The organism is Cellulomonas sp. Leaf395 (assembly GCF_001424125.1).
Classification (GTDB): domain Bacteria; phylum Actinomycetota; class Actinomycetes; order Actinomycetales; family Cellulomonadaceae; genus Cellulomonas.
Map to the genome: position 1 here is coordinate 146,596 of NZ_LMQI01000003.1, position 14,298 is coordinate 160,893.

Sequence of the window (14,298 nt, forward strand, 5' to 3'; positions counted from 1 at the left end):
GCGCTCACCCCGATGGCCGCCTCTCGTCTGTAGGCTCGCGGCGTCGCCCTCCGGCGGCACGAACGGGAGGACGACGATGACCGACGAGCCCACCAGTAGCAGGCCGCAGGTCGCGGTGCTGGGTGGCGGTGTCATGGGGGAGACCCTGCTCAGCGCGCTGCTGACTGCGGGATGGGCGCCGGAGCAGGTCGAGGTGACCGAGCGGCACGTCCCCCGGGCCGACGAGCTCGCCGGTCGCTACAGCGTCCGCACCGGGGCGCCGAACGCCGAGGCGGCCGCGCGGGCCGACGTCGTGCTCCTGGCCGTCAAGCCGAACGTCGTCGCGTCGGTCCTCGACGAGATCAAGCAGGCGCTGCGCGGCGGCGAGCTCGTCGTCAGCGTCGCGGCCGGGCTGCCGATCGCCAGCTACGAGAAGCGGCTCAACCCCGGGCAGCCCGTCGTCCGCGTCATGCCGAACACGCCGGCGGTCGTCGGCAAGGGCGCCAGCGCCATCGCGCCCGGCACGCACGCGAGCGAGGGGCACCTGGTCCTCGTCGAGACGATGCTCGCCGCCACCGGCCTCGTGGTCCGGGTGGAGGAGAAGGACCTCGACGCCGTCACCGCGATCTCCGGGTCCGGTCCGGCGTACGCGTTCTACCTGATCGACGCGATGGCGGAGGCGGGGGTGCTGCTCGGGCTCAGCCGTGACCTCGCGACCAGGCTCGCCGTGGCCACCGTCGAAGGGTCCGCCGCGCTCGCAGCCCAGTCGGGAGACCACCCCGCCGTCCTGCGCGAACGGGTGTCCTCCCCGGGCGGCACCACCGTCGCTGCGGTCCAGGTGCTCGATGCCCACGGCGTGCGGGCCGGCGTCGTCGCCGCCGCGGAGGCGGCCCGCAACCGCTCGCGCGAGCTCGGCCAGCAGTACTGATGAGCCTGCGATGAACTCAGCCGCTCGGCCCCCTGCCATGAGTGACGTCGCCGCGCTCGCGGGCGTCTCTCACCAGACGGTCTCCCGGGTGCTCAACGGCCACCCGAGCGTCCGCCCCGAGACCCGCGAGCGCGTCGCCGAGGCCATCGCCCAGCTGGGCTACCGCCGCAACAGTGCCGCCCGCACCCTGGTCACTCGTCGGTCCGGCACGCTGGGCGTCGTCACCCCGGCCACCGCGCTGTACGGCCCGACGAGCACCCTGGTGGGGCTCGAGGAGGCCGCGCGCGTGGTCGGCTGGTTCGTCTCCGTGGCGACCATCCGGCAGTTCGACGGCGACAGCATGCACAACGCGCTGGAGCACTTCCTCGGCCAGGGTGTCGACGGCATCGCGATCATCGCGCCGACGACGGAGGTCGCCCAGGCCATCGCCGCGATCGCGTCCCCGGTTCCCGTGGTGCTGATCTCGTCTGCGTCCGACGTCCCGCCCGTGCCGCACCTGCACGCCGTCGGCGTCGACCAGCGCCACGGCGCCCGGCTGGCCACCCAGCACCTGCTCGACCAGGGGTTCTCCGAGGTGGTCCACGTGGCCGGCCCGCAGGACTGGTTCGACGCCCAGGACCGGCTGGCCGGGTGGCGCGAGGTCTGCGGCCCCGGTGCCCCCGAGCACATCGAGGCCGGGTGGGACGCCGCCGACGGCTACGAGCTGGGGCTGCGCATAGCGCGCGAGGGCGTGCCGTCCGCGATCTTCGCGGCCAACGACCAGCTGGCGCTCGGTCTCCTGCACGCGTTCTGGGAGAAGGGCGTGCGGGTGCCCGACGACGTCGCGATCGTGGGGTTCGACGACGAGGTCGGCGCCGCCCACTACACGCCGCCGCTGACCACCGTCCGGCAGGACTTCGGGGCGCTCGGGCGGCTCGCGGTCGACTCCCTGCAAGCCGCGTTCGCCGGCAAGGACGTCGCGCGTCAGCAGATCCCGGCCGAGCTGGTGGTCCGCGCCAGCTCGGTGCGCCGCGCCTGAGGCTGGCGACGACCCACGGCCCTAGGCTCGGGGCACGCCCGTTGCACCCTGGAGGTCCGATGATCGACATCGCCCAGCTCGCTGATCAGCACCTGGACGCCGCCCGGTCGGACGCGCACGGCCGGTCGGCCGGGGTCGTGGCCCACGACGGCGAGCTGCGTCAGACGGTGATCGCCCTGACCGCGGGGTCGAGCCTCGGGGAGCACAACTCGCCCAACGCGGCGACGCTGCAGGTCTTCCGGGGGCGCGTGCGCGTCGAGTCGCCGGCCGGTGACGTGGAGGCCAGCTCCGGGCACCTGTGGGTGCTCACGCACGAGCGGCACTCGGTGCACGCGGTCGAGGACTCCGTCTTCCTGCTCACGACGCTCACCGGGCTGGGTCGGGCGTCGCATGGCTGAGCAGCGGGCTCGAGGGGCGGCGACGATTCCGGTCGTGCTAGCGACCGCGCAGGTGGGCGCAACCCGTCGACACCGTCGGTGAGATGGTGCACCGAAGACCGGATGTTAGCGCTAACATAGGAGTCGGCCGCTGGTGTCCGCCGCGGTCCGTGACGTACGGAGCGGAGCCCGCGTGATGACGGTCGATCCCCACGGTGCCGACCCCCGGGAGGCCATCGCCGCCGGTCGGACGGCCATCGGCATCGAGCTGGGCTCCACCCGGATCAAGGCCGTCCTGATCGGCCCGGGCCACGTGCCGCTGGCGAGCGGCAGCCACGACTGGGAGAACCAGTTCGTCGACCGCGTCTGGACGTACTCGCTGGACGCCGTCTGGTCCGGCCTGCAGCAGGCGGTCGCCGCGCTGCTGGCCGACGCCGAGGCGCAGCACGGGGTGCGGCCGACCACGGTCGGTGCCATCGGGATCTCCGCGATGATGCACGGCTACCTCGCGTTCGACGACGCCGACGAGCTCCTCGTGCCGTTCCGCACCTGGCGCAACACCACCACCGGGGCGGCCGCGGCGGAGCTCACCGCCCTGTTCGGGCACAACATCCCGCTGCGCTGGTCGATCGCCCACCTGCGCCAGGCGGAGCTCGACGCGGAGCCGCACGTCCCGCACATCGCGTTCGTCACGACGCTCGCCGGGTACGTGCACTGGAAGCTGACCGGCCGCAAGGTGCTGGGCATCGGCGACGCGTCGGGCATGTTCCCGATCGACCCGGCGACCAGGGCGTACGACGCGCAGATGCTCGCGGCGTACCCGGGCGCGCGCCTCGACGGCCTGCTGCCTGAGGTCCTGCTCGCCGGACAGGACGCGGGGAGCCTGACCGAGTCCGGCGCGGCCCTGCTCGACCCCACGGGCACCTTGGCGCCGGGCATCCCGGTCTGCCCGCCCGAGGGCGACGCCGGCACCGGGATGGTCGCTACCAACGCCGTGGCACCACGCACGGGCAACGTCAGCGTCGGCACCAGCATCTTCGCGATGGTGGTGCTGGAGAGGGCGCTGAGCAGCGTCCATCACGAGCTCGACCTGGTCACCACACCGTCCGGCGACCTCGTCGCGATGGTGCACTGCAACAACGGTGCCAGCGAGCTCGGGGCGTGGGCGGAGGTGTTCGGCCAGTTCGCTGCGGCCCTCGGGACCACGGCGAGCGCCGACGAGGTCTTCGGCGTGCTGCTGCGCGAGGCGCTGCGCGGGGATGCCGACGGGGGCGGACTGCTGGCCTACAACTACCTGTCCGGCGAGCCGATCACGGGGCTCGACGAGGGCCGCCCGCTGGTCGTGCGCACCCCGGACAGCCGCCTGACGCTCGCCAACTTCATGCGCACGCAGGTCTACAGCGCGTTCGGCACCCTCAGCCTCGGCATGCGGGTCCTGCGCGGTGAGGGCGTCGAGCTCGACGCGATGTTCGCGCACGGTGGCCTGTTCCGGACGGAGGGTGTCGCGCAGCGGTTGCTGGCGGCGGCCGTCGGTGCGCCGGTGACCGTCGGGAGCACGGCGGGCGAAGGCGGTGCCTGGGGGATCGCGGTGCTGGCGGCGTACCTGGGCGCAGCGCCCGAGCAGGACCTGGCCGGCTATCTGGAGGACCGTGTGTTCGGAGGCGCCGTCGCGACGACGGTGGAGCCGGACCACGACGACGTCCGCGGCTTCGACGCCTACCTCGAGCGCTACAGCGCCGGGCTGGCGATCGAGAAGGCCGCGGTGGAGGCACTGTGACCACCTTCCCGCAGGGATACCCGCAGACCGTGCTCGACGAGATCGCGCGCACGCGCGCCGTCGTCGCGACCCTGCACGCCGAGCTCCCGCGCTGGGGCCTCGTGGTGTGGACCGCCGGCAACGTGTCGCAGCGTGTCGTGGTCGACCCGCCGTCGGGTCCTGGTCCCGACGACCTGCTCGTCATCAAGCCCTCCGGCGTCACGTACGACGAGCTCACGCCGGAGGCGATGGTCGTCTGCGACCTCGACGGGAACCTGGTCGACGGCACTCGCGCCCCGTCGAGCGACACCGCCGCGCACGCCTACGTCTACCAGCACATGCCGCACATCGGCGGCGTCGTGCACACCCACTCGACGTACGCGACGGCCTGGGCCGCGCGCGCCGAGCCGGTGCCGTGCGTGCTGACGATGATGGCCGACGAGTTCGGCGGCGACGTGCCGATCGGCCCGTTCGCGCTCATCGGCGACGACTCCATCGGCCGCGGCATCGTCGAGACCCTGCGGGACTCCCGCAGCCCGGCGGTCCTCATGCGCAACCACGGCCCGTTCACCATCGGCAAGGACGCCAAGGCCGCCGTGAAGGCGGCCGTCATGGTCGAGGAGGTCGCCCGCACGGTGCACATCGCCCGTCAGCTGGGCGACACCGTGCCGATCGCCCAGTCCGACATCGACTCCCTGTACGCCCGCTATCAGCACGTCTACGGCCAGCAGCCCACGAACACCACGGAGAGCGACTCATGACCAAGCCCTACGCCGACCGCGAGATCTGGTTCCTCACCGGGAGCCAGGGTCTGTACGGCGAGGAGACCCTGCGGCAGGTCGCGACGCAGTCGCAGGAGATCGCCGCCGTGCTGGAGGGTGTCCTCCCGGCGAAGGTCGTCTGGAAGCCCGTGCTGACCGACTCCGACGCGATCCGTCGTGCGGCGCTGGAGGCCAACGCGGACGACTCCGTCATCGGCGTGATCGCGTGGATGCACACGTTCTCCCCGGCCAAGATGTGGATCGCGGGCCTCGACGCGCTGCGCACCCCGCTGCTGCACCTGCACACGCAGGCCAACGTCGAGCTGCCGTGGGACACCATCGACTTCGACTTCATGAACCTCAACCAGGCCGCGCACGGCGACCGCGAGTTCGGGTACATCGCGACGCGCCTCGGCGCCGCGCGCAAGACGGTCGCGGGGCACGTGTCGAACCCGGCCGTGACCGCGTCGATCGACGTCTGGGTGCGGGCGTGCGCCGGCTGGGCCGCGACGCACGAGCTCAAGCTGGCGCGGTTCGGCGACAACATGCGCAACGTCGCGGTGACCGAGGGTGACAAGACGGAGGCCGAGCTGCGCTTCGGCGTCTCGGTGAACACGTGGGGCGTGAACGACCTGGTCGCCGCCGTCGACGCGGTGGCCGACGCGGACATCGACGCGCTCGTCGCCGAGTACGAGGAGCTGTACGACGTCGTCCCCGAGCTGCGCACGAGCGGCGACCGGCACGACTCCCTGCGCTACGGCGCCCGCCAGGAGATCGCGCTGCGCACCCTGCTCGAGTCGCTCGGCGCCAAGGCGTTCACCACGAACTTCGAGGACCTCGGCGACCTGCGCCAGCTGCCCGGGCTCGCCGTCCAGCGGCTCATGGCCGACGGCTACGGGTTCGGCGCCGAGGGCGACTGGAAGACCGCGATCCTCGTCCGCGCCGCGAAGGTCATGGGCGAGGGCCTGCCCGGTGGCGCGTCGCTCATGGAGGACTACACCTACGACCTGACGCCCGGCTCGGAGCGGATCCTCGGCGCGCACATGCTCGAGATCTGCCCGACGCTGACCACGTCGAAGCCGACCCTCGAGGTCCACCCGCTGGGCATCGGCGGCAAGGAGGACCCGGTCCGCCTGGTGTTCAGCGCCGACCCCGGAGTCGGCGTCGTCGTCTCGATGGCCGACATGCGCGACCGCTTCCGGCTCACGGCCAACGTGGTCGACGTCGTCCCGCCCACGGCCGACCTGCCGCACCTGCCCGTCGCGCGCGCCGTGTGGGAGCCCCGTCCGGACTTCCGCACGTCCGCCGAGGCGTGGCTGACCGCCGGGGGAGCGCACCACACGGTGCTCACGACCGCCGTCGGCGTCGAGGCGTTCGAGGACTTCGCCGAGATCGCCCGCACCGAGCTGCTCGTGATCGACGAGGCGACCACCCGCCGCGGCTTCCGTGACCAGGTCCGCTGGAACCAGGTCTACTTCCGGCTCGCCCAGGGCTTCTGACGGCTCTGCCCGAGCGGGTGGAGACGCCCCACGCATTGCCCCGCTCGGGCATCCGTGCATACCGTCGTCATCACGGCAACGCAGGGAGCGGATCGATGACCGTGCAGGGAGTGGCCCGGAACAGGTGGCTGCTCCGGGTGCTGCTCGGTGTCGCCACCTGCATCCTGCTCACCGTGCTCTGGTCCTCGACCGCGGCGCACGCGTCCCCAGACGGCTCGGCGCAGGACGAGGTGTCGCAGGGCAACGTGCCGCAGGGCAACGGTCCGCACGGCAACGGTCCGCACGGCAACGGGCTGCAGGACAACGTGCCGCAGGGCAACGGGCCGCCGGACGGCCTGCCGCGGGACGACCTGGCGACGACGCCGGGGGTGACTCCAGGAGGTCCGCCTGCCGACCCCGTCGCACCCGTCGACGACGCCGTCCCCCCGGTTGCCGAGGCTGTCGAGCCGGCACCCGCACCGGCCACGGACGCCCCTGTGTCGGTCCCGGTCGAGGAGGTGCTCGAACCGGCGCTCCCGCCCGCGGTGGAGGAACCGCCTGCCCCGCAGGACTCGGTCCCGCCGCTCCCGCCGGCCGAGGCCCTCGCGCCTGAGACGTCGACGCTCCCGCCCGTCGCGGAGGAGGGCGCTGCGGAGGTCGCGGACGATCTGGCGTCCCGCCTGACTCCCGCGCTCGTCGCGCCGCCGTCGTCGACCCGGCCGCCGCTGACCACACCTCGACGCCGCGCTCCCGAGTACCGCCCGGCCGCGCCCGCCGTCCCGGCCGCCGTCCCTGCCACTGCGCAGGACCCGTGCCCGCCCGTCGCACAACCCGTCGTGGCGACCGCTCGCCCGGTCATCTCGTGGAGCCGCGGGCTCGACGGCCGTGGCGGGTCCCTGCCCGACGACCCGCCGCCGGTCGCCGTCTCGCCCCCGAGCCTCGAGCACCTCCGCAGCGGGTCGAGCCGGGGCGACGACCCGAGGCCCCCGGGCGGACCGGCGGCCGGTCTGCCGACCTCGCAGAGCGCACCGTCGTCCAGCGCGCGCGCCCGTGCCGACGCTGAGCTGCGCGCCGACGTCGAGCCGCCGCAGCTGCGCGTGCTGAGCTGCCGCGCGGGGCCCTGTCCGAGTCCCGTGCCCACACCTCACGTCGAGATCCTCAGCTCCCCTGCGTGACCAGGCGCCTCGCGCGCCTGCGCGACACGCCCCGCGCCCCCGAGGCGCCCCACACTCGTCCAGGGAGTACGCCGTGCACCTGTTCCTTCGTCGATCCGTGCATGCAGTCCTCATCACGGGTGGCCTGGCAGCCATCGCCCTCGAGCTGGCCGGAGCCGCCGCCACCGTCGCGGTGACGGTCGTCGCCGTCGCGGCGCCGCCCGTCCCGCCGCGGCGTCCGCGACGCTGGCCCACCGACCGAGGTCCGTCCGCCCTCCGGGAGGTGCCGACGCAGCGCACCGCCTCGCTCCAGTCCTGAGCCCGCTCCGTACGCTGTGCCCATGTCCATCGACACCGGCACGGACGACGAGGCCGGTTCTGCTGCCACGGTCCGCCGACGAGGTCGCCGGCCCGCCGGGGAGGACACCCGTGGCGCCATCCTGGCGGCCGCCCGCGACGAGTTCGCGGAGCGGGGCTTCGACGGTGCGAGCATCCGGTCGGTGGCCCGGCGTGCCGACGTGGACCCCGGTCTGGTCCGGCACTACTTCCGGAACAAGTCCGACCTGTTCGCCGCCGGGATCGTGCCCAGCGGTGTCGATCCGGCGGACGTGGTCGCGCGGCTCGCCGCCGGTGGTGTCGACGGGCTCGGGTCGCGGCTCCTGACCGCGGTCCTCGGGGTCTGGGGTCAGGACGGGGGCGTCGCCCTGCGGGTGGCGTTCGCGGGGATGACGTCCGGGGAGGTGCAGGCCGGGGCGCTGTCGGGGTACCTGGGTCGGCAGGTCTTCGCCCGCGTCGGGCAGCTGCTGCCACCGCCGGACCAGCAGCTGCGGGTGTCGCTCGTGGCCTCGCAGGTCGCCGGCGTCCTGCTGGCCAGGCACGTCCTGCGGCTCGAGCCGCTGGCGTCGATGCCCGTCGAGGAGGTCGTCGCCCTCGTCGGTCCCACGCTCGACCGCTACCTGACCGGGCCGCTCGGGCCTGCGTAGCCGCAGCCGTCACCGGTGATACCCGATCCGGCGCAGGCCGCGTCGGGAGGTCGGTGCCGGTCTCGGTCGGTAGCGTGCGACGCATGGACTATGCAGGGGTGATCGCGCAGGAGTCGGAACGGATGGCCGATGCCCTCGCGACGGCTCCGCTCACGGCGCAGGTGCCGTCCTGCCCCGACTGGAGCGCCGCCGACCTGGCCTACCACCTGGGTGAGGTGCAGGACTTCTGGTCGCAGATCGTCGGCCACGCCCCAGCCGGTCCCGACGACGTGGACGACACGGAGCGTCGGCCCGACGACGAGCTGGTCCCGTTCCTGCGCACCCGCACGCAGGCGCTGCTGGCCGAGCTCGCCGCACACGACCCGGCCGACCCGTGCTGGTCGTGGTCGTCCGCGGGCGGGACCGTCGGATGGGTGCTGCGCCGGCAGGCGCACGAGGCGCTGGTGCACCGGGTCGACGCGGAGCAGACCGCGGGTCTGCCGGTCGGCGACCCCGGGATCGCGCTCGCGGTCGACGGGGTCGACGAGATGCTCGGGGTCATGGTGAGCGGGCTGCCGCCGTGGGCCACCTTCGCGCCCGACGGCCAGCGGGTCCGGCTGCTCGCCACGGACGCCGGTCGGGAGTGGGTCATGGCGTTCGGCCGGTTCCACGGCACGTCCCCGAGCACGGGCAGGGAGTACGACGAGGAGTGCGCGGAGCTCGTCGGCGGGGCGCCCTGGGAGGGGGAGGACCAGGACGTCACCGCGGCGGTCGCCGGCGCCGCGTGGGACCTGGAGCTGTGGCTGTGGGGGCGCGGCAGCCTGGACGGGCTCGCACGCGACGGGGACCAGGCGGCCATCGACAGGTTGCGCGCCGTGGTCGCGGAGTCCACGCAGTAGGCGGCGGTCGACGACGTGCTCCGGGCCGGGGCAGCGAGGCCCTTGCAGGGAGGCGCGTCGAAGAGCAGCATTCCTCGCATGGGGAATAGTGCGATCGAGATCGCGGGGCTGCGTGTCGTGCGCGGCGGCGTCCCCGTCATCCCGTCGCTCGACCTGACCGTGCCGGTCGGGCAGGTGGTCGGTCTCCTCGGGCCGAGCGGCAGCGGCAAGACCACGCTCATACGCGCCATCGTAGGAGCGCAGATCGTCGAGGGCGGCACGGTCACCGTGCTCGGCCTCCCCGCCGGATCCGCGGCGCTGCGGCGCCGGATCGGCTACGTGACCCAGTCGCCCAGCGTGTACGGCGACCTGACGGTCACGGAGAACCTGCGGTACGCGGCGGCGATCCTCGGCATGGACGCCGCGGCGATCCGCCATGCGCTCACCGACGTCGACCTGCTCGGGCACGCCGGCCAGTCCATCGGGACCCTGTCGGGCGGCGAGCGGGCACGGGTGTCGCTCGCGATCGCGCTGCTGGGCCGGCCGGACGTGCTCGTGCTCGACGAGCCGACCGTCGGCCTCGACCCGGTGCTGCGCCGTGACCTGTGGGAGCTGTTCCACCGCCTGAGCCGGTCCGGGGTCAGTCTTCTCGTGTCCAGCCACGTGATGGACGAGGCCGCGCGGTGCGACCGCCTCGTGCTGCTGCGCGGGGGAGCGGTGCTGGCCGACGGTCCCCTGGCCGACCTGCTCGCCCGCACCGGCACGACCGACCCCGAGGAAGCGTTCCTGGCCCTCGTCGACCAGGCCGCCGCGCGCGACGCGTCCGGCCCCGCCGGCGTCGCCGCCCGCGACGGTGCCGGGACCGGGGCGGGGACATGAGCGGCGAGGCGAGCGCCGCGCTGAGCGCGCCGGCCGTGCGGGACGTCCCGTCGCGCGTGATGACCGTCGGCCTCACGGCGGCGACCGCGCGCCGCGTCCTCACGCAGCTGCGGCACGACAAGCGCACCATCGCCCTCGTCGTCCTGCTGCCGTGCGTGCTGATCGGCCTCATCGCCTGGATGTTCAACGGCACACCGGTGCTCGACCAGTTCGGTCCGCTGCTGGTCGGGCTGTTCCCGATGATCGTGATGTTCCTGGTCACCAGCGTCGCCACGCTGCGGGAGCGCACGTCGGGAACGCTCGAGCGGCTGATGACCCTGCCGATCGGACGGGGCGACGTCGTCGTCGGCTACGCCCTCGCGTTTGCCGTCCTCGCCTCCGTCCAGGCGCTCGTCATCGTCGGCTTCGCCGTGGGGGTGTGCGGCATGGACGTCGCCGGGCCGATCGGGCTCGTGGTCCTCGTCGCGGTGCTGGACGCCGTGCTCGGGTGCGCGCTGGGTCTGGGCGCGTCGGCGCTCGCGAAGACCGAGTTCCAGGCCGTGCAGCTCATGCCCCTGGTCCTGTTCCCGCAGCTGATCACCTGCGGTCTGCTCATGCCGCGCGACGAGATGCCCACCCTCCTCGAGTGGATCTCCCGCGTGCTGCCGCTGACCTACGCCCTGGACGCCATGCAGCAGCTGGCCGCGGGCGGCACCTGGACCGACGTGCGCGGTGACGTGGCGGTGATCGCCGGCTTCATCGTCGGCGCCCTGGTGGTCGGCGCGGCCACCCTCCGCCGCCGCACCCCATGACCGACCCCCGGGACGCTGCAGCCCGTGCCCCGGAGCACTTGACGACGTCGTCCGGCGCGCGTTGACTACGTAGTCATTCGACATCGTCGTCGTCAGGGGGAAGACGCGTGACCGATCGCACCGTCACGAGCAAGCCCCGCCCCGTCGTCGCCATGGACGTGGCGCGGGCCGCCGGGGTGTCACAGAAGACGGTGTCCCGGGTGATCAACGGTGACGCCCACGTGAGGACCGAGGTCCGCGACCGCGTGCACCAGGCCATCGCGACTCTGGGCTACCGGCCCAACAGGGCGGCTCGCAACCTCGTGCTCGGACGCAGCCGGACAATCGGCGTGCTGTCGGTCGGGTCGACGGACTTCGGCCCCAGCAGCCTCATGGTCGCCGCCGAGCACGCCATCCGCAGCGCCCGCTACACGATGTCGGTCGTCAACACGCTCGAGGACGAGCCGGAGTCCATCACCAGCTCGCTGCACGACCTCGTGGACCAGGGCGTCGACGGCATCGTGGTCAACGAACCGGTCGGCGCCTTCACGCTCGAGCCGGGCGCGATCGGGGACCTACCCGTGCTCAGTCTGTCCGGTCGGTACGGCATCTCGACCAACGAGATCGCGGCCGACGCGGACCAGGCCTCCGGCGGACGGCAGGCGACCGAGCACCTGCTCGGGCTGGGCCACCGCACGGTGCACCACGTGTCCGGCCCCACCGGCTGGCGGTCGAGCGGGCTGCGCACGGACGGCTGGCGGTCGGCGCTCGAGGCCGCGGGCGCTCCGGCACCACCCGTCCTGACGGGCGACTGGAGCGTGCGGTCGGGCTACGAGGCGGGCGCGCACCTGGCGGCCGACCCTGCGGTCACCGCGGTGTTCGCCGGCAACGACCAGATGGCCATCGGCGTGCTCCGCGCGTTCGTGGAGGCGGGCCGCGACGTGCCGGGAGACGTGAGCGTCGTCGGCTTCGACGACGTGCCGGAGGCCGCATACCTGGCCCGGGCGCTCACCACCGTCCGGCAGGACCTCGGCCACCTGGCCACCTTCGGCGTCGGGATGCTGATCGACGCGATCGAGAACCCGCGACGGCAGGACCGCCGCGAGCACGTCCCGGTCGAGCTCGTGGTCCGGGAGACGACGGGCGCTCCGCCCACGGGACGCTGACAAACCACATGCAGCGGTACTGAAAGTCAAGGGCTGACCTCGAACAACGGAGACACATCACCATGGCTGTGCACCACGCAGGAGTGCGCTTCGGCGCCGCGTACTACTACGAGTACGCAGGGCCGGGCGACGACCCCAGGCCGGAGACCCTGGAGCGCGACCTCGACCTCATGCAGGCGGCCGGCTTCTCGGTGATCCGCGTCGGGGAGTCGGTGTGGTCCACGTGGGAGCCCGACGAGGGCAGGTTCGAGCTCGACTGGCTCGAGCCGGTCCTCGACGGGGCACAGGCCCGTGGCATCGACGTCGTGCTGGGCACGCCGACGTACGCGCTGCCGATGTGGCTGGTGCGCCGGTACCCGGAGGTCGCGGGGGAGAGCCGGACGGGCCGGCCCATGGGTTGGGGCGCGCGTCAGGAGGCCGACTTCACGCACCCGGCCTTCCGGTTCCACGCCGAGCGCATACTCGTCAAGATCGTGGAGCGCTACCGGGACCACCCGGCGGTCGTCGGGTTCCAGGTGGACAACGAGCCGGGCCTGCACCTGCTGCACAACCGTGGGGTGTTCGAGCGGTTCGTCGACCACCTGCGGCACACGTACGGCGACGTCGAGACGCTGAACCGGGAGTGGGGCCTCGTCTACTGGTCGCACCGGCTGTCCACCTGGGCAGACCTGTGGACGCCGGACGGCAACGCGCAGCCGCAGTACGACCTGGCGTGGCGCCGGTTCCAGGCGTCCCTGACCACGGAGATGATCGACTGGCAGGCACGGGCGGTCCGCGAGATCGCACGGCCCGACCAGTTCATCACCACCTGCATCTCCTACGAGCGCCCGGCCCTCGAGGACGCCGACCTCGCTTCCGTCCTGGACGTCACCAGCGGGAACCCCTACTACCGCATGCAGGACGGGCTCGCTCACCCGAGCACCTCGGTCGTTCCGCAGTACTGGACGACCGAGGGGACCTGGGCGCTGTTCCAGTCGGGCGACGCGATGTTCTCCAGCCGCGGGGAGCCGTTCCTGGTGACCGAGACCAACGCGCAGGCCATCGGAGGCTCCAGCACCAACAACCCGGCGTACCCGGGCCAGTGGCGTCAGTCCGCGTGGGCACTGGTGGCGCGCGGCGCCCGGATGGTCGAGTACTGGCACTGGCACACGCTGCACTACGGCACCGAGACGTACTGGGGCGGGGTCCTCCCACACAGCGGGGTTCCGGGCCGGCCGTACCGGGAGATGGCGGTGCTGGGCGCAGAGCTCGCGCGCGTGGGCGGTTCGATCGCGGACGCGGTCCCCGACTCCGACATCGCGATCCTGTCCTCCACCGAGTCGCGCTTCGCGCTCGCTGGCCAGCCGCCGCTGCAGCGGGCGGACGGCACCGGCGACCCGAACAGCTATCCGCGGATCGTCAGCGCGTTCTACCGGGGAGCGTTCGACGCGGGCCTGCAGGTGCGTGTGGTCCGTCCTCGGTACCTGTTCGCCGAGGACCCGGCCGCCGTCGTCGGCACCCACCCGGTGCTCGTCGCGGCCGGCTACTACCCGGCGTCCGACGCCGACCTCGCGTGGCTCCTGCGGTACGCGGACGAGGGCGGGCACCTGGTCGTCGGCCCGCGCACCGGGTACGCGGACCACGAGGGCCGCGCCCGCACGGAGGTTCAGCCGGCCCGGCTGTCCGCCGCGGCGGGCGCCTGGTACGAGGAGTTCAGCAACCTCGCGGACCCGGTCCCGGTGACCGGAGCGCTGGCCGGCGACGCCACCGCGTGGGCGGAAGGCCTGGTCGCCGACGGCGCCGACGTGCTCGCCACCTACGAGCACCCCCATCTGGGGGCGTGGGCGGCGGTCACGACGAGGTCGCACGGAGCCGGCCGGATCACCGTCGTCGGCACGGTCCCCGGTCTGGACCTCGCCCGGTCGCTCGCGAGCTGGCTCGTCCCGGACCCCCTGGCGGGCTGGGGCGACCTGCCGCCCAGCGTCACCGTCCACACCTCGACCCGGCCGGACGGCAGCCGCGTCCACATCGTGCACAACTGGTCCTGGGAGACCGCCACGGTGACAGCCCCGACCGATCTCGACGTCCTCGTCGGCCCGCGGGGCGACGCCCCGGCCGACCCGCCCCCGGCGGACGCGCCCGGCCCGGCGGTCACCCAGGGTGACGACCTGACGCTCGGCTCCTGGGACGTCCTCGTGGCGGTGACCCGATGA

14 protein-coding genes are annotated in these 14,298 nt (G+C 73.4%); all 14 read left to right on the top strand.

What is annotated here, in order from left to right; genetic code table 11:
* The first annotated feature begins 76 nt into the window (after nt 1–76).
* The 14 genes from proC to ASG23_RS08525 all read left to right on the top strand — a co-directional run bounded on the left by proC (nt 77) and on the right by ASG23_RS08525 (nt 14,298).
* Nucleotides 77–907, top strand: a complete 831-nt coding sequence (gene proC, locus ASG23_RS08460) for a pyrroline-5-carboxylate reductase (protein ID WP_056023124.1) — start codon at nt 77–79, stop codon at nt 905–907.
* A 37-nt stretch (nt 908–944) separates the two neighbouring features.
* Nucleotides 945–1,925, top strand: coding sequence for a LacI family DNA-binding transcriptional regulator (locus tag ASG23_RS08465; RefSeq protein ID WP_056023127.1), 981 nt, complete (start codon nt 945–947; stop codon nt 1,923–1,925).
* A 59-nt stretch (nt 1,926–1,984) separates the two neighbouring features.
* Nucleotides 1,985–2,323 carry a hypothetical protein gene (locus tag ASG23_RS08470; RefSeq protein WP_056023129.1) on the top strand — a complete coding sequence of 113 codons (339 nt, stop codon included), beginning with the start codon at nt 1,985–1,987 and terminating at the stop codon, nt 2,321–2,323.
* A gap of 175 nt (nt 2,324–2,498) precedes the next feature.
* A complete protein-coding gene (locus tag ASG23_RS08475; RefSeq protein ID WP_056023132.1) occupies nt 2,499–4,079 on the top strand; it encodes a xylulokinase in 1,581 nt (526 codons plus the stop codon).
* The gene (locus ASG23_RS08480; RefSeq protein WP_056023135.1) at nt 4,076–4,819 is read left to right on the top strand and encodes an L-ribulose-5-phosphate 4-epimerase; all 744 of its coding nucleotides are present in this window, start codon (nt 4,076–4,078) and stop codon (nt 4,817–4,819) included. The genes ASG23_RS08475 and ASG23_RS08480 overlap by 4 nt, the downstream gene beginning before the upstream one ends.
* Nucleotides 4,816–6,318, top strand: coding sequence for an L-arabinose isomerase (araA, locus tag ASG23_RS08485; RefSeq protein WP_056023138.1), 1,503 nt, complete (start codon nt 4,816–4,818; stop codon nt 6,316–6,318). Before ASG23_RS08480 ends, araA begins: the two co-directional genes overlap by 4 nt.
* A 95-nt stretch (nt 6,319–6,413) precedes the next feature.
* Nucleotides 6,414–7,472, top strand: a complete 1,059-nt coding sequence (locus ASG23_RS08490) for a hypothetical protein (protein WP_157465592.1) — start codon at nt 6,414–6,416, stop codon at nt 7,470–7,472.
* A gap of 73 nt (nt 7,473–7,545) precedes the next feature.
* The gene (locus ASG23_RS08495) at nt 7,546–7,770 is read left to right on the top strand and encodes a hypothetical protein (RefSeq protein WP_056023143.1); all 225 of its coding nucleotides are present in this window, start codon (nt 7,546–7,548) and stop codon (nt 7,768–7,770) included.
* A 22-nt stretch (nt 7,771–7,792) separates the two neighbouring features.
* Complete coding sequence (locus ASG23_RS08500) at nt 7,793–8,434, top strand: TetR/AcrR family transcriptional regulator (RefSeq protein WP_056023146.1); 642 nt, start codon at nt 7,793–7,795, stop codon at nt 8,432–8,434.
* 83 nt (nt 8,435–8,517) lie between these two features.
* Nucleotides 8,518–9,312, top strand: a complete 795-nt coding sequence (locus tag ASG23_RS08505; protein ID WP_056023149.1) for a maleylpyruvate isomerase N-terminal domain-containing protein — start codon at nt 8,518–8,520, stop codon at nt 9,310–9,312.
* Between the two features lie 78 nt (nt 9,313–9,390).
* Nucleotides 9,391–10,170, top strand: coding sequence for an ABC transporter ATP-binding protein (locus tag ASG23_RS08510; RefSeq protein WP_056023152.1), 780 nt, complete (start codon nt 9,391–9,393; stop codon nt 10,168–10,170).
* 59 nt (nt 10,171–10,229) lie between these two features.
* On the top strand, nt 10,230–10,961 hold the full coding sequence (locus ASG23_RS08515; RefSeq protein ID WP_056024442.1) for an ABC transporter permease: 732 nt from the start codon (nt 10,230–10,232) through the stop codon (nt 10,959–10,961).
* Between the two features lie 107 nt (nt 10,962–11,068).
* Nucleotides 11,069–12,106 (top strand): LacI family DNA-binding transcriptional regulator, encoded by a 1,038-nt coding sequence (locus ASG23_RS08520; RefSeq protein ID WP_235520970.1) that lies wholly within the window; start codon nt 11,069–11,071, stop codon nt 12,104–12,106.
* Between the two features lie 62 nt (nt 12,107–12,168).
* Entirely contained in the window at nt 12,169–14,298 is a 2,130-nt protein-coding gene (locus ASG23_RS08525) for a beta-galactosidase (protein WP_056023155.1), read from the top strand.